This window comes from Burkholderia sp. MSMB617WGS (assembly GCF_001532025.2).
Lineage (GTDB): Bacteria > Pseudomonadota > Gammaproteobacteria > Burkholderiales > Burkholderiaceae > Burkholderia > Burkholderia savannae.
This window is the reverse complement of the sequence record NZ_CP013458.1, coordinates 1,294,561-1,311,236: the sequence shown is the minus strand read 5'-3', so window position 1 is coordinate 1,311,236 and position 16,676 is coordinate 1,294,561. Positions and strand designations below refer to the sequence as shown.

Here is a 16,676-nt window from a genome sequence, read left to right as displayed (position 1 = left end):
GCGATGCGGCCGGTATCGTTGAAGGCGCTCGCATCGGCGTCGCGCGAGGATCTCGCCGGGGTCCTCGCCGGGCCGCCCGAGCGCGCGGCCGCGTGGGTCGCGGCGGCCGCGGAGAACGGGATCGTCGAGGCGCAGGCCGTCTACGGGCAATACCTGCTCGACGGCCGCGGCGTCGCACGCGACACCGCGGCCGCGCTCGAATGGTTCAAGCACGCGGCGCGCGCCGATCATCCGATGGCGATGAACATGGTCGGCCGCTGCTACGAGTTCGGCTGGGGAACGGCCGCGAGCGCGGCCGTCGCCGCGTACTGGTATCGCGAGGCCGCGCGCGCGGGGCTCGACTGGGGCATGTACAACTACGCGACGTTGCTCGCGCTCGGCAAAGGCGTCGACGAGGATCGCGCGGCCGCGCTCGAATGGTTCGAGAAGGCGGCGGCGCTCGGCCACGCGAAGTCGATCAACCTGATCGGCGGCTTCCATGAAGACGGCTGGGTCGTCGCGGCCGACCGCGACGCGGCCTTCGACTGCTACCGGCGCGCCGCCGCCGCGGGCGACTTCCGAGGCCAGTTCAACTATGCGCGCCTGCTCGGCGAGCGCGGCCGCGTGGCGGAGGCGCTCGAATGGCTCGCGCGGGTGCCGCGCACCGCGACGCCCGCGTTCGTCGCGAAGATGCGCGCGTATCTCGCGGCGTCGCCGATCGACGCGTTTCGTTCGATCGCCGCGCGGCGGGAGTTCGCGACATGATGCTTCACATTCCCGGCGTGCTGACGAAGGAGCAGGTCGCGCAATGCCGCGACGCGCTCGAGCTCGCCGACTGGACCGACGGCAATGCGACGTCCGGCGCGCAATCGGCGCTCGCGAAGCGCAACCAGCAACTGCCGGAGGGCTCGCCCGTCGCGCGCGCGATCGGCGACGCGATCCAGGACGCGCTCGCGCGCAACGCGCTGTTCTTCTCGGCGGCGCTTCCGCTCAAGGTATTTCCGCCGCTCTTCAACCGCTACACGGGCGGCGACGCGTTCGGCACGCATGTCGACAATGCGATCCGCCTGCTGCGCGGCACCGATTTCCGCGTGCGCAGCGACTTGTCGGCGACGCTCTTTCTCGAGGAGCCGGATGCGTACGACGGCGGCGAGCTGTGCGTCGAGGATACGTTCGGCGTCCACCGCGCGAAGCTGCCGGCGGGCGACATGGTGCTGTATCCGGCGTCGAGCCTGCATCACGTGACGCCCGTGACGCGCGGCGCGCGAATCGCGTCGTTTTTCTGGATTCAGAGCATGGTGCGCGACGACGCGGACCGCACCCTGCTGTTCCAGCTCGACACGCAGATTCAGCAATTGACCGCGGACAAAGGCGGGCGCGATGCCAGCGTGATCGCGCTCACCGGGATTTATCACAATCTGCTGCGGCGGTGGGCCGATGCGTGACGCGTGAGGATTCGGGCGGCGTTCGGATGGGAGTCAGGAATTGCCATCGATCGCCGGCCGCCGTCGGATGCGGATCGGATGCGGATCGGGCGTGACGATTCCGCAGTCGGTCGATTTGCGGCCGACGACCGAACGGCGCCGCTTGATCGCGGCTTGCCCTTTTCATTGTTTCGATCGGGCGAGGAAATACGCAATCACACGAAATTGCCGGCGTACGCGATTGGACGCCGGCCTGCGCGCCCGCGCACCGGGCCGCCGGCCAACCGCGCCGACGCAATCGGCATCGACGGCGGCACGCAATCGAGCCGATCGCGACGGCCGCCGCCGATTCACGCGTCAGCCGCCGAGGCGCGCCACGATGCTCGCGGCGTCCAGCACGCGCGCGTAGTCCATCGCGAGGTTGCTGAGCGACAGCGCATGGACATCCTCGGCGGCCCAGAGCCGCCCCGACAGGTCGCGCTGATCGAACGTGAAGCACGCGTCGCCCGCGACGATCGTGTCGAAGCCGAGATTGCCGGCCGAGCGCGCGGTCGATTCGACCGAGTTGTTCGTGATGACGCCCGCGATCACGAGCTGCGCGATCCCATGCTCGTGCAGCCAGCGTGCGAGCCCGGTTGCCGCAAACGCGTCGGGAACGTTCTTCTCGACCACGTGCTCGCGCGCGAGCGGCGAAAACGCGTCCTGAAACGCCGCGCCGGGTTGCCCCGGCCAGAACACCGATTCCGGCGACCGGGACACGTGCCGGACGTGCACGACCGGACGCCCGCTGCGCCTCCAGCTCGCCAGCAGCGCTTCGGCGTGCGACTCCGCGTCCGGATTGTTGCGGCGGCCGAGCTTCGGTTCGTGGATGCCTTTCTGCAAATCGATGAGCAGCAACGCGGCGCGCGCGGCAAGCAATGTGGATGCGTCCATGTGGAAAGCGAATCGATCGCGAAGATAAACCGAGCGACGATTGTATCGGCCATATCGGCCGCGTCGATAAACGGGATCGACAATGCGTCGCCGCCTGTTCTTGCTTGTCGTCGCCTGTTTTCGCTTGTCGTCGGCCGCCGTCGTTTGTCGTCGTTTGTCGTCGCTTACCGTCGTATGTCGTCGTTTATCGTCGCCCTTCACCTCGGGCGCCGCCCATCTCGATGCCCGCCATCCCGGCGGACTTCAGCGGCATGCCGCCCGCACCCCGCCGCTCCCGTCCGAAGAAAGGGCTTCCCCGAACTTGCGCCCCGCCCGCGCCGCACCGCACAATCGCTGCACCTTCGCCACCGCATACCGCCATGACCCATGCGTCGCTCGCCTCCGGCGTGCTGCTGGCCGCGGGCCTCGGCACCCGCTTCGATCCCGGCGGCGTGCACAGCAAGCTGCTCGCGAAGCTGCCCGACGGCACGCCCGTCGCCGTCGCGGCCGCGCAACGGCTCGCCGCCGTGCTTCCCGATGTCGTCGCGGTCGTGCGCCCCGGCGCGGAGCGGCTCGCGCACCTGCTCAACGACGCCGGCTGCCAGGTGGTGTTCGCGCCGGACGCCGAGCGCGGCATGGGCGCGAGTCTCGCGGCCGGCGTGCGCGCGCGCGCCGAAAGCCCGGGCTGGATCGTCGCGCTCGCGGACATGCCGTGGATCGCGCCGTCGACGATCGAGGCCGTCGCGCGCGCGCTCGACGCCGGGCTCGCGTCGAGCGTCGCGCCCGTCTATCGCGGGCAGCGCGGCCATCCGGTCGGCTTCGCGAGCCGCCATTACGACGCGCTCGCCGCGCTCGACGGCGACATCGGCGCCCGCGCGCTGCTGACGGCCGCGCCGCCCGCGCTCGTCGACGTCGCCGATCCGGCCGTGCTGCGCGACGTCGACACGCGCGCCGACCTGCTCGCGCCGCCGCCGCGCGACTAACGCCGCATCGCCCGGCAAACGCGCGCCCGATTGGCTATAACGGAAGACGAGACCCGGCGTGTGCCGCGCCGGTCCCGCTTTCACCGACACTTGCCGACTTCCATGACCGATCACACCACGCCGCTGCCGGAACCGCCCGCCGACCCCACTCGCGACCCCGAGGAAGACACGCTCGCGCCGCCGTCGCCCGGCCACCATCACCACGAGAATCCGCAAAAACCGGAAGAGCCGCCGAGCAAGGACCCGGTTTGACGCGCGCGCGACGCGCCGACGCGCCGCGCGCGCCCCGATCGTGCGCGCGGCTCGCGCCGCGAACCTGAGCGTCGGCGTTCGTTCGGCTTCGGCTTTCGGGCTCGCACGCCGGGTGCAAGCGCGAGGATCGGAAGCGCGGATCGGGAGAGAGAATCGGGAAAGCGGCGCTGGAGCGAGCTTCGAGCACGGGGCCGGCGCGCAGGCTTCGGACGCGCGCAACGGCCCACGGCCGAAACCCCGCCCGATTCGTCCCGCGCCGCCGATTCGGCCGGCCACCCTGCCGCCCGCGGCTTGAAATCGGCCTTACGCGGCGCACGTCGGTCGTCGCACGTCGGTCGTGCGGCGGCGGATGCCGGCGCTGCGCATGGCGCCGCAACGCGTTGCCGATCGCCGCCTTGCCGATCTCGCCGGCCGCCTCGTCGATCCGGGTTCGACCGACGAATCGCCATCCACGACGCGATCGGCCGGCGTGATGACCCACCGTCCCGCGCCCCTCGGCGCGCGCGGCGACGCCTGCCGGCATCCGCCAACCGCCTCTCGGAGCCCGTTTGAAAATTGATGAAATGGAGAATTCCAGCCCATCTGGACCGCGCTTGCATGCCTTGGCGACGGTTTTTTCAGAGCGGCGCTCTTCGTCGAGAAGGCTGGAAGGGCGAGAATTTGCATTTCCAAACACGCTCTCAGGGCTTGCCCGCCCGCGCCCGCACCTAGGGAATACCCGCCTGCGCCCCTCGTGCGCCGCGCCGATAAACAGGCATTCGTCCCCAAGCATCAGCCGCCTGACCGACAACAGACCATGCGCTCCCTTTCACTGAACCACAAGCTCGCGTCGATGATCGTCATTCTTTGGATCGGCCTGCTGCTGATCGGCGCGACCGGCGCGTGGCAGAACCGCGCGTCGATGATCACGGACCGGCGCGAGCAGCTCGCGAACCTGACCGCGCAGGCGTACAGCGTCAGCAGCCATTTCTACAAGCTGTCGCAGCAAAACGCGATGCCCGAAGCCGACGCGAAGCGCGCCGCGCTCGAAGCGATTGCCGCGATGCGCTACGGCAAGGACGGCTACCTGTCGGTCAACGATTCGAAGCCCGTCGTCGTGATGCATCCGATCAAGCAGGCGCTGAACGGCAAGGACGTATCGGGCTTCACCGATCCGGGCGGCAAGCATCTGTTCGTCGAGATCGTGAAGGCGGGCAACACGGAAGGCGGCCTCGGCTTCGTCGAATACATGTGGCCGAAGCCGGGCGCAGACAAGCCGATCGACAAGACGAGCGCCGTTCGCCATTTCGCGCCGTGGGACTGGTACATCGTGACCGGCATGTACATGGACGACCTGCACGCCGCCGTGCTCGCGAGCACCGGCCGCTGGCTCGCGATGACGGCCGTGCTCGGCGTCGCCGCGACGATCCTGATGGTGCTCGTGCTGCGCAGCGTGCGCCGCAGCCTCGGCGGCGATCTCGAAGCGGCCGTCGAAACCGCGCAGCGGATCGCGCAGGGCGACCTGACCGCGCACGTCGACCTCCACCACGGCGACCGCGCGAGCCTCCTGCACGCGCTGCACACGATGCAGACGGCGCTCATCGACATGGTGTCGCGCGTGCGGCTCGGCACCGAGAACATCAACGTCGGCGCGTCCGAGATCGCGGCCGGCAACACGGATCTGTCGCAGCGCACCGAGCAGCAGGCGGCCGCGCTGGTCGAGACGGCGTCGAACATGGACCAGATGACGTCGAACGTGAAGCACAATGCGGACAGCGCGTCGCAGGCGGCCGAGCTCGCCAACGAGGCCGCGCAGGTCGCCACGCGCGGCAGCGCGGTCGTCGACGACGTCGTGCGGACGATGGACGAGATCACCGACGCGTCGCGCAAGATCGGCGACATCATCGGCGTGATCGACGGCATCGCGTTCCAGACCAACATCCTCGCGCTCAATGCGGCCGTCGAGGCGGCGCGCGCGGGTGAACAGGGCCGCGGCTTCGCGGTCGTCGCGGGCGAAGTGCGCACGCTCGCGCAGAGGAGCGCGACGGCGGCGAAGGAAATCAAATCGCTGATCGAGACGTCGAACACGACGGTCGAGCACGGCGCGACGCTCGTCACGCGCGCGGGCGCGACGATGACGGAGATCGTGCAGTCGGTGAAGCGCGTGAACGAGATCCTCGAGGAAATCAGCCACGCGTCGCACGAACAAAGCGCGGGCATCGATCAGGTCAACCGCGCGGTGGGCGAGATGGACCAGGTCACGCAGCAGAACGCCGCGCTCGTCGAGCAGGCGGCGGCCGCCGCGCATTCGCTGAAGGATCAGGCGGACGCGCTGCGCTCGGCGGTCGCGCTGTTCGCGCTGCCGGCCTGAGCGACGCCGGCCGATGCGATGGGCGGCTCGGCCGCCCCGGTCTTGCTTTCGCCGTCTTGCTTTCGCCGCCCGGACGGTTTCGTTGGCCGGGCGGCGTTTCCGGCCTTTCTGTCGCTCGCGGCGAGGAGCTCGCGGGCCTTTCTCCGAATCCGGTGCGTGCTCCCCGTTTGCGTTTGCACGCCGCCGCCCAGCCGCCCAGCCGCCCAACCGTCCAATCGTCCAGCCGCACCGCGCGCCGCTCGCGGCGCGTGACGTCCGGCGCGCGAGCGTTTGCCCGTTTGCCCGTTTGCCCGTTTGCCCGTTTGCCCGTTTGCCCGTTTGCCCGTTTGCCCGTGCGCGCGCCTCGCGCGCGGCCCTTTCCGCCAATCGGCCGTTTCCGCTCGCCGGACGCCGTTTCGCCCAGCGTTCGAACGCCCCTTTCTCTTCGGCTGACTTGTCCGTGCCCGCGCATGACGCCCCCCGCCGCATACGTCGCCCTCTCGACGCTTCGCGCCGCCGGCTCGCTCAGCGCGCGATCCCGCCGGACCGACACCGGGGGCCGGCCCGCGCACGCCAACGCCCAGACACGTCGCGGCAGACGCATTCGAGCTCGCGCATCGCGCCCGTCGCCGCATTCGCCGATCGCTTTCGGTTTCGGGGCGCCGGCTCGCTCCTCCGGCCCATTCCGTTGGGCGATCCCATCGGCCGAACGCCGAATCGACCACATGCGCGGGCGATCCATTCCATCCGGCCGACGTCCCCACGCCCGCTGACGTATCGCACGCCTCGTCGCATCCGCCGATCGCCGCGCGTCTAGCGCCGACGGCCTCCCACCGCCCGATGGCTTCCATCCTCGGCGCGCAAGGCAAGCGCATTCGCAACGCCTCGCCGGCCACCGTCCGCTTTCGCCGGGCAACACCGTCAATCCAGCGCCGCGCCGACGCGTCGATTCGTTCGCCGATCGCGCTCGCGCGCAACCGCGAGCGCACGCGTCGCGCACGTCACGTCTCGTAGCGCTCTCTTTCGCCGCTCGCACCGGTTCCGCGCGCCCCGCGCCCTTCTTCCACATTTGTCAGATTTTTCAATGATTTGGCAGCCAATCCAGACGAAATCATTACTCATTCATTACAATTCCATCTTCGGGACGCGATCCGCGGTCCCGCCCAGCGATAGCCAGCCCATGCGCCTGAAGAAAAAACCGAAGTCGTCCGATCCTTACGTCGCCGTCGCGAAAAGCCCGATGCTGTCGGCGAGCCTGCCGATGTGGCGCTCGAAATTCGTCGTGATCCTCGTGTTCCTCGCGTTCGGCACGCTGATCGCCCGCGCATTCTGGGTGCAGATCGCGAACCAGGATTTCTACGTCGGCCAGGGCCAGAAACGCTATCAGCGCACGATCGAGCTCGGCGCGATGCGCGGCAGCATCGTCGACCGCAACGGCGCGCTCCTCGCCGTCAGCCTGACGACCTACGAGATCTGGGCAAATCCGAAGCAGGTCGACGAGACGGCTTACGCGCCGCTCGCGAAGCTGCTCGACCTGCCGCTCGCCGAAGTGCGGCGGCGCCTGAGGAGCGACCGCTCGTTCGTGCTGCTCAAGCGCCAGGTCGATCCCGAAACGGCCGCCCGGATCGAGAAGCTCGACGTCGACGGGCTCACGCAGATCGCCGATTCGAAGCGCTTCTACCCGGAGGGCGAATCGGCCGCGCACGTCGTCGGCTTCACGAACGTCGAGGATCAGGGCCAGGAAGGCGTCGAGCTCGCCGCGAACGGGCGGCTGTCCGGCACCGCGGGCCAGCGCCAGGTGATCCGCGACCGGCTCGGCCGGATCATCTCCGACACCGGGCCGCTCGTGCCCGCGCAGCACGGCGCGACGATCGAGCTCACGGTCGACCGGCGGATTCAGCAGCTCGCGTACGCGCAGCTGAAATCCGCGATCACCGCCAACAACGCGCAGGCGGGCAGCGTCGTCGTGCTCGATGCGCAGAACGGCGAAATCCTCGCGCTCGCGAACTATCCGACGTTCGATCCGAACGACCGCTCGCGCCTCACGGGCCAGCAGTTGCGCAACCGCGCGGTGATCGACACGTTCGAGCCGGGCTCGACGATCAAGCCGCTCGTCGTCGCGCTGTCGATCGACGCGGGCAAGGTGCGGCCGCAGACGATCATCGACACGTCCCCCGGCTCGTACAAGATCGGCCCGAACGTGATTCACGACACGTCGAACCACGGCGCGATCACGGTCGCGCAGGCGCTGCAGATGTCGAGCAACATCGCGCTCGCGAAGCTCGCGCTCCACCTGCCCGCCGAGACGATCTGGAACAAGTACCAGGAATACGGAATCGGCCGCGCGCCGGAGCTGACGTTTCCCGGCGTCGCGTCCGGGCGGCTGCGCCCGTACAAGCGCTGGCGGCCGATCGAGCAGGCGACGATGGCGTACGGCTACGGGCTGTCGACGTCGCTGCTGCAGATCGCGCAGGTCTATACCGCGTACGCGGGCGACGGCACGATCCATCCCGTGTCGCTGCTCAGGACGACGGCCGATCCGCACTTCGCCGACGCGCACCGCGGCCATCGCGTGACGACGCCGGCCACCGCGGCCGCGATCCGCTCGATGCTCGAGATGGCGGTCGGCCAGGGCGGCACCGGGCGCGCCGCGCGCGTCGACGGCTATCGCATCGGCGGCAAGACGGGCACCGCGCGCAAGCAGGTGGGCGCGTCGTACGCGAAGGGGAAGTACCGCGCGCTCTTCGCGGGAATGGCGCCGATGAGCGATCCGCGCCTCATCGTCGCCGTGATGATCGACGAGCCCGCCGCGAAGAGCTATTACGGCGGCACGGTGGCGGGGCCGGTGTTCTCGTCGGTGATGAGCGGCTCGCTGCAACTGCTCGGCGTGCCGCCGGACGCGCCCGTCGCGGCCGGCAAGCCGGCGACGGGCGGCGCGAAGGCGCAGGCTCCGGCGAAGGCGCAAGCGCAAGCGCAGCCTCGGGCGCAGGCGCAGGCTCCGGCTCAAGCGAACGCAAGAACTTGAGTCGATGCACGCACTGCGGCGCGGGCAAGCGATCGCGCGTTTGCGCCGCGGTTGGCAACGGCGTCGCATCACGAGTTGGGCACGTCGGCGTTTGCATCGCGTTCGTCGCGCGGCGCTTTACGACTGATCGGCTTGCCGATTCGAGTCTGCCCGCCGCCGGCGCTTCATCGCCGGATGTTTGCCGCCGAGCGGCGCTTCGCCCGTTCACGTCGAGCCTGGGCGCTTCGATACGTCGCGCCGCTCGGACGGCCCTCATCTTTTCCGTGCCCGCCCACGCGCGGCCCGCGTCGAATCTCGGCGATCGAATGCTTCATGCCCGATTCCGGACGTCGGGACGTCGCTCCGCACCGCGAACACACCGGTCGCATCATCGTGCCTGCGCCGCGGCGCGCCGATGTCATTGCGGCTTCCTACTTCGCTGAGCTTCGTCGCCATCCGCGCGGCCGCATCCCGCAACCGGCACTTGCACGAACAACCCCCCCATCCCCCGGCGGTCCCATTCTTTAGGATCACCTCGCATTATTTGGAAGCCCGCTTTCCCGCCGCCTACAATCTGCCGCACGACATGCATGCCGTGCGCGGCTCGCAAGGCCGCATCCATTCAAAACGGAGCACGAAGGAGACGCTTATGGGATCGCGTTGGTCCAGAGCCGCCCTCGTCTGCGCGAGCGTCGCCGCCGGCCTGTCGGCGGCGGGCCTCGCGCATGCGCAAGGCGCCGCGCCGGTGAAGATCGGCTTCGTCGTCAAGCAGCCCGACGACCCTTGGTTTCAGGACGAATGGCGCTTCGCCGAGCAAGCGGCGAAGGACAAGCAGTTCACGCTCGTGAAGATCGCCGCGCCGAGCGGCGAGAAAGTGTCGACCGCGCTCGATAGCCTCGCCGCGCAAAAGGCGCAAGGCGTGATCATCTGCGCGCCGGACGTGAAGCTCGGCCCGGGCATCGCCGCGAAGGCCAAGCGCTACGGGATGAAGCTGATGTCGGTCGACGACCAGCTCGTCGACGGCCGCGGCGCGACGCTGGCGGGCGTGCCGCACATGGGCATCTCCGCGTACAAGATCGGCCGGCAGGTCGGCGACGCGCTCGCCGCCGAGGCGAAGCGGCGCGGCTGGAATCCGGCCGAGGTCGGCGTGCTGCGGCTCGCGTACGACCAGTTGCCGACCGCGCGCGAGCGCACGGCGGGCGCCGTCGACGCGCTGAAGGCAGCCGGCTTCCCGGCCGCGAACGTCGTCGACGCGCCCGAGATGACGGCCGACACCGAAGGCGCGTTCAACGCCGCGAACATCGCGTTCACCAAGCATCGGAACTTCAAGCGCTGGGTTGCGTTCGGATCGAATGACGACACGACAGTCGGCGCGGTGCGCGCGGGCGAAGGTCGCGGCATCGGCGCGGACGACATGATCGCGGTCGGCATCAACGGCAGCCAGGTCGCGATGAACGAGTTCGCGAAACCGAAGCCGACGGGCTTTTTCGGCTCGATCCTGCTGAATCCGCGACAGCACGGCTACGACACGTCGGTCAACATGTACGACTGGATCACCCGGAACCGGACGCCGCCGCCGCTCGTGCTGACGTCCGGCACGCTGATCACGCGCGCGAACGAGAAAACGGCGCGCGCGCAACTCGGGCTGTGAGCGGCGCCGCGCGGCGGGCGGCGTCGACAGTCCGCTTCGAATCGGAGGAATACGCATGACGACACGCACCACGTTGATCACGGGCGCCGCGGGCGGCATCGGACAGGCGCTCGTGCGCCGCTTTCTCGCCGCGGGCGACCGCGTGCTCGCGCTCGACCGCGACCGCGCGGCGCTCGCCGCGTTCGTCGACACGCTCGGCGGCGCCGCCGTCGCGCCCGTCGTCGACGACCTGACCGACGCCGAGCGCCTCGCGGCCGCGCTCGCGAGCGAGCGCGTCGACGTGCTCGTCGCGAATGCGGGCACCGCCGCGTCGGCGACGCTGCGCACGACGACGAGCGCGTCGTGGCGCACGGATCTCGACGCGAACCTGACCGCGACCTACGTGAGCGTCGAGGCGGCGCTCGCCGGGATGCGCGCGCGCCGGCGCGGCGCGATCACGATCGTCGGCTCGGTGAACGGCGTCGCCGCGCTCGGCCATCCGGCGTACAGCGCGGCGAAGGCGGGACTCATCAGCTATGCGAAGTCGCTCGCGATCGAATACGGGCGAGAGGGCGTGCGCGCGAACATCGTCTGTCCGGGCACCGTGAAGACGCCCGCATGGGAAGCGCGCGTGCGGCAGAACCCGCAGGTGTTCGAGCAACTGAAGAAGTGGTATCCGCTCGAAGACTTCGCGACGCCCGACGACGTCGCGAACGCGGCTTTTTTCCTGTCGTCGGACGCGGCGCGCGCGATCACGGGCGTCACGCTGCCCGTCGACGGCGGGCTGCTCGCCGGCAATCGGGTGATGGCGCAGGAACTGACGCTCGAATCGTTCTATTGACGTGCGGCGAACGATGCGTTCGCGCCGCGCGCGAACCGCCGGAACGTCCGGCGTGACCGCAGACGCGCCGGATGATTTGAATCGCGGTCGACGCGGACGCCGCCGTGATCACGGCGCCGATGCGTTTTCCGCGCGGCCCGCATGGCATATCGGGCGACGCATCGTTGCGAGCCGTCACGGCAAGCATGCGCTGGGCGCGATCCCGCGAACTTCGTCGCGCCGGGGCATGCGCAGATGATGGAGGCGGCCGTCGCCGAAGGCCGCTCCTTCGAGACGCCGCCCGATTCGAGGTCCTGTTGACGAGCGCGGCGATGGAATTTCCGAACTCGTGCGAATTCAAGTTTCGCTGGCCGCGCAGGCATTTGCCGTTCATCGCGCCGTCGAACATCGCGTTTCGCGGCGACAAGAGCACCGTCGCCGCCGGTCTCCTGACCGACGACAACCGCCCGCCGTTCCGGCGCTTTCCCGAACAAGGCGTGCTCTCCGGCGCGCCGCCCTCGCCGCCACGCCCGCGCCAAACGAACCGGACGAACCAAACGAACCGAACGCGCGCACGCGCCCGGCGCGCGCGTCCGTCCAACGATCAATGCGCGGCCGCCGGCCGCACCCTGCCCGCATCCGCGCCCATCCGCGCAAGCACGTGCTCGGTCATCCCGCGCGCGAGCTCGGTCTCGCCGACGAACACGTCGCCCATCCCTTCGTTCGCGAGCAGCGCCGCCTCGTCGTCGCTGTTCGTGCAGAGCGCGATCTCGATCGCCGGATTCAGCGTGCGCGAGATGTCGACGATCTGCCGCACGTCGAACACGTCCGGCAGCGTGACGACGAGCATCCCCGCGCGCGCGATGTGCGCCTGCACGAGCACGATCGGCTCGATCGCGTCGCCCGACACCGCCGCGACGCCGTCCACGCGCAGCTTCTCGACCGTCTCGCGATTCTGCTCGACGACGACGTACGCGATCCCGCGCGCGTCGAGCGCCTGCGCGATCCGCGTGCCGACGCGCCCGTAGCCCACGATCACGACCTGCCCGGTCAGATGCGTCTGCGGCGTCGACATCGGCAGCGCGGCGAGCGGATCGTCGCGCGACTCGAGCCGGCGCGCGAACGCCGAGTGCCGGCGAATCCACGCGAGCGCCGGATCGATCGCCGCGAACAGCAGCGTGTTGAGCGCGATCGACAGCAGCGCGACCGCGAGAATCAGGCTCTGCCCTTCGGCCGACAGCAGCCCGAGCCCGCGCCCGAGGCTCGCGAGGATGAACGAGAACTCGCCGATCTGCGCCAGGCCCGCGCCGACCGTGAGCGCCGTGTTCAGCGGGTAGCGGAACGCGAGCACGAGCGCCACCGCCGCGAGCGTCTTGCCGACCACGACGATCGCCGCGACTTCGAGCACGTGCAGCGGCTCGTCGATCAGCACGCGCGGGTCGAACAGCATGCCGACCGAGATGAAGAAGAGCACCGAGAACGCGTCGCGCAGCGGCAGCGTTTCGTCGGCGGCGCGGCGGCTGAACTCCGATTCGCGCATCATCATTCCGGCGAAGAACGCGCCGAGCGCGAACGACACGTCGAACAGCTTCGCCGCGCCGAACGCGACGCCGACCGCCGCCGCGATCATGCACAGCGTGAACAGCTCGCGCGAGCCGGTGCGCGCGACGAGCCACAGGATGCGCGGAAACACGCGCTTGCCGACCACGAGCATCAGCGCGATGAACGCCGCGACCTTCAGCAGCGTGACGCCGAGCGCGCTCCAGAGACTGCCGCCCGCCTCGGCCGCCTGCGCGGCCGCATCGCCGTGCGCCTGAGGGCCGCCGCCGAGGAGCGCGGCGAGCGGCGGCAGCAGCACGAGCACGAGCACCATCACGAGATCCTCGACGACAAGCCAGCCCACCGCGATCCGCCCGTTGACCGAATCGACGAGCCCGCGCCCTTCGAGCGCGCGCAGCAGCACGACCGTGCTCGCAACCGACAGCGCGAGGCCGAACACGAGCGCGCCGCCGACGTTCCAGCCCCACAGCAGCGCGAGCCCGGCGCCGAGCGCCGTCGCGACCGCGATCTGGACGATCGCGCCCGGCAGCGCGATCTTGCGCACGGCGAGCAGATCGCCGAGCGAGAAATGCAGGCCGACGCCGAACATCAGCAGCATCACGCCGATTTCGGCGAGTTGCTGCGCGAGCGCGAGATCGCCGACGAAGCCGGGCGTTCCGGGGCCGATCACGATGCCGGCGAGCAAATAGCCGACGAGCGGCGGCATCTTCAGCAGCGACGCGAAGTAACCGAGGATCATCGCGAGACCGAAACCGGCCGCGAGCAGTGCAATCAGGCTGACGTCATGAGGCATCCGTGCTCCATTCGATGTAACGTTTTCGTAAGGCTTCAAGGATAAGGGATCGCGGCGGCAAATGTGCGAACTGACCAAAATTTGCCGGGGGCAGCGATCCGAGAACGCGGCGGGCGGCCGCAGCGGCGCGCCGGGTCGGGCGAGCGGCCCGGCCGGCGGCGCGCTTGCCGGCCTCCGGCCTTGCAGCGGGATTCGCGCCCGAGCGTGCGCGCGCACACTGCACACATGCGGTGCGCAGAATGAATCGGCCCCGCATCGCCTTGCGGCGCGGCTGCGCGCGGATGTCGCCTGTCGCGCCGGCCGCCGCTCTGACTCTGACTCTGACTCCGATGGGCCGGCACCACGAACATTCTGCGGACGGCCGCCATCGCCTCGTCGAATGAATTCGGATCGCCGCTTAATCCGAATTAGTCATCCCATCCTTGATTCAAATCAAGTTTCATTCGGTTCATAGCGAATCAAAACTCGTTCTGTTGGAAAGCATTCAGAAAAAGAGTTTCACCGCCATTTCCGCGACCATCCGTCGCACTTCACCGAATCCGTTCGAAATCGAACCATGACGATTCGTCTGAACGCCCTACCCATATTGCTTTCCGACCGGCAATCAAACAGCGCGCGACACGCCCTCTTCTCCGGCATTTCCAAAGCCCCGGATATTCCCATCGCCGCATCAGGGGAAATCCCCACGCGAAACGGCTGGTGCTCGCCGATCAAGCGATTATCATCGTTACATCGTTCAATGTAATGGTTGCCGGTGAATCCCGGCGGACGCCGCGACGGCGTCGCCGATGCGAACCGGCGTCGACTAGGAGGCAATCGATCATGGCCGACCACCCGCTGCCCGAAGTCCGCGCGGACGAGCTCGAATCGTTCCGCGCGCTGCAGCAGCTCGCGTATCGCTGCGTCGAAACCGTCGGCGGCATGCTCTACCCCGGCATCACCGAGAGAACCGCGGTGCGCCTCCTGACCGAATGGGCACAGGACCACGGCGTGCGCAACTGGGGGCACAAGCCGTTCGCGTGGTTCGGCGAACGCACCGCATTCGCGGGCTTCTCCGGCCTCACGCACCTCGCGGGCTTCAATCCGGCGTTCTTCCCGAGCGATCGCCGCCTCGAGCCGGGCATGCCGGTGATCCTCGACATCGCGCCCGTCGTCGACGGCTTCGTCGCGGACGTCGGCTACACGACCTGCCTTGGCGAGAACCCGATTCTCGCGCAGATCCAGGACGATCTGATCGCGCATCGCGAGCTGATCGTGACGCTCGTCAACGCGCGCCGCACGCTCGCCGACGTCGCGCGCGAAGTCGACGCGCTCTGCCGCCGCCAGGGCGTCGAGCCGCGCCACAAGGCGTATCCGTTTCACGTGCTCGCGCACCGGATCGAGCGGATCGCCACCGGCGGCAAGCCGCGCTTCGTCGCGCGCTTCGGCGTCGACTTCGCGCTGAACCTCGTCGCGAAGCAGATGCGCGCGGGCCGCGCGCAAGGCTGGTCGCCGCTCTGGTCGGCCGAGCGCCGCTCCGAGCACGCGCCGACGCCCGGACTCTGGGCGGTCGAACCGCATCTCGGGTTCGCGGGCGTCGGCGCGAAGTTCGAGGAGCTGCTCGTCGTCACCGCCGACGATGCGTACTGGCTCGACGACGATCTGCCGCACGTGCGCCGCTGGCGGCGCCGGCAAACGGCCGCTCATGCCGCGCTCGAGTACGCAGCATGAGCGGCATGAGCGGCATGAGCGGATGCGCGAGGAACGCGCGATGGAACGCGTCATGCGACACGCGGCGAACACGACGAAGACGATCCGCGCCGCGGACGTCGCGGATGCCGCCGGGCGCCGCGAACGCCACGCCGATGCCGCGAACGACGCGGACGCCGCGGCGGCGCGCGCGACGGCCGCATCCGGCCACGCGACGCCTCGACGCCCCGCGCGGCGCCGGCCGCCGCGCCCGCGCGGCCCCGCATTCTCCAGCCACACGCGATACGGGACGGCCGCACGCCGTCCGATGAATTCAAACCACAGGGAGGCACACATGGCAGTCGGCAAGCACCATCAGATCAAGGCGCGTCACGTCAAGTTCGATTTCAGCGCGACGCCGCTTCAGTGGATTCCGGGCGACCCCGAGAGCACGCACATCATCGACACGCTGAACCTGCTGTTCCCGGAAGGCGAGCTGTGGTTCTGCCGCGTGTACAACAAGGCGCTGCCGCTCATCGACGACCCGGCGCTGCACGCGGACGCCGACGGCTTCCTGCGCCAGGAGGCGGTGCATTCGCGCTCGCATCACGCGGTTGCGAAGCAGTGCTACGCGCGGCACGGCGTCGACACGCAGCCGTACACGAAACGCCTGACCTGGCTCTTCAGCAAGGTGCTCGGCGAGACGCCGCTCGGCCTGAAGATCGGCGGCACGCGCTTCTGGCTGCGCCAGCAGCTCGGCATCATCGCCGCGCTCGAGCATTTCTTCGCGTACCTCGGCCGCTGGGTGCTGAACGCGCGCGAGCTCGACGAAGCGCAGGCCGATCCGGCGATGCTCGACCTGTTGCGCTGGCACGGCGCGGAGGAAGTCGAGCACGGCACCGTCGCGTTCGACCTGCATCGCTACATGGGCGGCGGCTACTTCGGCCGCGCGTTCCACATGCTGCTCGCGATCGCGCTGCTGATCCTGTTCGTGTCGATGGGCTCGAAGTTCATGTACACGCGCGATCCGCAGGCCGGCCGCTATCCCGGTTTCGTGCGCGCGTGGAAGCGCGGCTCGCGGCGCGCGCACCTGCCGTCGTTCTGGAAGACGATCGGCGCCGCGCTGCGCTACTTCAACCCCGCGTACACGCCGCACGGCGAAGGCTCGACCGAGCTCGCGCTCGACTATCTCGCGCGCTCGCCCGCCACGCAGGCGGCCGCGCACGGCGGCAACTGGGGCGCGAAAAAGACGACTTGAGCGCCCCTCGATCGCCCGCCTCGTTCGCCGCCGCCCGCGCGGTTCCACCCATTCATCGATTTTC

The 16,676-nt window shown here is 69.4% G+C and carries 12 protein-coding genes; 10 read left to right on the top strand and 2 right to left on the bottom strand.

Going from position 1 to position 16,676, the window contains the following annotated elements; all coding sequences use genetic code 11:
- Nucleotides 1-3 precede the first annotated feature (3 nt).
- Nucleotides 4-744, top strand: a complete 741-nt coding sequence (locus WT60_RS26335; RefSeq protein WP_060356194.1) for a tetratricopeptide repeat protein — start codon at nt 4-6, stop codon at nt 742-744.
- A complete protein-coding gene (locus tag WT60_RS26330) occupies nt 741-1,424 on the top strand; it encodes a Fe2+-dependent dioxygenase (RefSeq protein ID WP_060356195.1) in 684 nt (227 codons plus the stop codon). The genes WT60_RS26335 and WT60_RS26330 overlap by 4 nt, the downstream gene beginning before the upstream one ends.
- A gap of 336 nt (nt 1,425-1,760) precedes the next feature.
- On the opposite strand, the gene WT60_RS26325 is transcribed toward WT60_RS26330, so the two are convergent.
- Nucleotides 1,761-2,336, bottom strand: a complete 576-nt coding sequence (locus WT60_RS26325) for a cysteine hydrolase family protein (RefSeq protein ID WP_038745443.1) — start codon at nt 2,334-2,336, stop codon at nt 1,761-1,763.
- 359 nt (nt 2,337-2,695) lie between these two features.
- Between WT60_RS26325 and WT60_RS26320 the strand changes: the two genes are divergently transcribed.
- From WT60_RS26320 to WT60_RS26295, 6 genes are all read left to right on the top strand, one after another.
- The gene (locus WT60_RS26320; protein ID WP_059582000.1) at nt 2,696-3,298 is read left to right on the top strand and encodes a nucleotidyltransferase family protein; all 603 of its coding nucleotides are present in this window, start codon (nt 2,696-2,698) and stop codon (nt 3,296-3,298) included.
- A 102-nt stretch (nt 3,299-3,400) separates the two neighbouring features.
- Nucleotides 3,401-3,550, top strand: a complete 150-nt coding sequence (locus WT60_RS34750; RefSeq protein ID WP_162836169.1) for a hypothetical protein — start codon at nt 3,401-3,403, stop codon at nt 3,548-3,550.
- 796 nt (nt 3,551-4,346) lie between these two features.
- The gene (locus WT60_RS26315) at nt 4,347-5,900 is read left to right on the top strand and encodes a methyl-accepting chemotaxis protein (RefSeq protein WP_059647053.1); all 1,554 of its coding nucleotides are present in this window, start codon (nt 4,347-4,349) and stop codon (nt 5,898-5,900) included.
- 1,159 nt (nt 5,901-7,059) lie between these two features.
- A complete protein-coding gene (locus WT60_RS26310; protein WP_059582010.1) occupies nt 7,060-8,904 on the top strand; it encodes a penicillin-binding protein 2 in 1,845 nt (614 codons plus the stop codon).
- A 628-nt stretch (nt 8,905-9,532) separates the two neighbouring features.
- Complete coding sequence (locus tag WT60_RS26300; RefSeq protein WP_038745501.1) at nt 9,533-10,534, top strand: arabinose ABC transporter substrate-binding protein; 1,002 nt, start codon at nt 9,533-9,535, stop codon at nt 10,532-10,534.
- A 49-nt stretch (nt 10,535-10,583) separates the two neighbouring features.
- A complete protein-coding gene (locus WT60_RS26295; protein ID WP_038745452.1) occupies nt 10,584-11,354 on the top strand; it encodes an SDR family oxidoreductase in 771 nt (256 codons plus the stop codon).
- Between the two features lie 583 nt (nt 11,355-11,937).
- Here the strand turns inward: WT60_RS26295 and WT60_RS26285 are convergent.
- Entirely contained in the window at nt 11,938-13,686 is a 1,749-nt protein-coding gene (locus WT60_RS26285; RefSeq protein ID WP_060356196.1) for a cation:proton antiporter, read from the bottom strand.
- A gap of 822 nt (nt 13,687-14,508) precedes the next feature.
- On the opposite strand from WT60_RS26285, the gene WT60_RS26280 reads away from it, so the two are divergent.
- Together WT60_RS26280 and WT60_RS26270 are read left to right on the top strand one after the other, a co-directional pair.
- Entirely contained in the window at nt 14,509-15,396 is an 888-nt protein-coding gene (locus WT60_RS26280) for a M24 family metallopeptidase (protein WP_038745457.1), read from the top strand.
- Nucleotides 15,397-15,709: 313 nt separating this feature from the next.
- On the top strand, nt 15,710-16,612 hold the full coding sequence (locus tag WT60_RS26270; protein ID WP_038745505.1) for a metal-dependent hydrolase: 903 nt from the start codon (nt 15,710-15,712) through the stop codon (nt 16,610-16,612).
- Nucleotides 16,613-16,676 lie beyond the last annotated feature (64 nt).

Excerpts from the sequence above, each read along its gene's own strand:
- WT60_RS26335 (WP_060356194.1), top strand. The coding sequence starts at position 4 with ATGCGGCCGGTATCGTTGAAGGCGCTCGCATCGGCGTCGCGCGAGGAT.
- WT60_RS26330 (WP_060356195.1), top strand. The coding sequence starts at position 741 with ATGATGCTTCACATTCCCGGCGTGCTGACGAAGGAGCAGGTCGCGCAA.
- WT60_RS26325 (WP_038745443.1), bottom strand. The coding sequence starts at position 2,336 with ATGGACGCATCCACATTGCTTGCCGCGCGCGCCGCGTTGCTGCTCATC.
- WT60_RS26320 (WP_059582000.1), top strand. The coding sequence starts at position 2,696 with ATGACCCATGCGTCGCTCGCCTCCGGCGTGCTGCTGGCCGCGGGCCTC.
- WT60_RS34750 (WP_162836169.1), top strand. The coding sequence starts at position 3,401 with ATGACCGATCACACCACGCCGCTGCCGGAACCGCCCGCCGACCCCACT.
- WT60_RS26315 (WP_059647053.1), top strand. The coding sequence starts at position 4,347 with ATGCGCTCCCTTTCACTGAACCACAAGCTCGCGTCGATGATCGTCATT.
- WT60_RS26310 (WP_059582010.1), top strand. The coding sequence starts at position 7,060 with ATGCGCCTGAAGAAAAAACCGAAGTCGTCCGATCCTTACGTCGCCGTC.
- WT60_RS26300 (WP_038745501.1), top strand. The coding sequence starts at position 9,533 with ATGGGATCGCGTTGGTCCAGAGCCGCCCTCGTCTGCGCGAGCGTCGCC.
- WT60_RS26285 (WP_060356196.1), bottom strand. The coding sequence starts at position 13,686 with ATGCCTCATGACGTCAGCCTGATTGCACTGCTCGCGGCCGGTTTCGGT.
- WT60_RS26280 (WP_038745457.1), top strand. The coding sequence starts at position 14,509 with ATGGCCGACCACCCGCTGCCCGAAGTCCGCGCGGACGAGCTCGAATCG.
- WT60_RS26270 (WP_038745505.1), top strand. The coding sequence starts at position 15,710 with ATGGCAGTCGGCAAGCACCATCAGATCAAGGCGCGTCACGTCAAGTTC.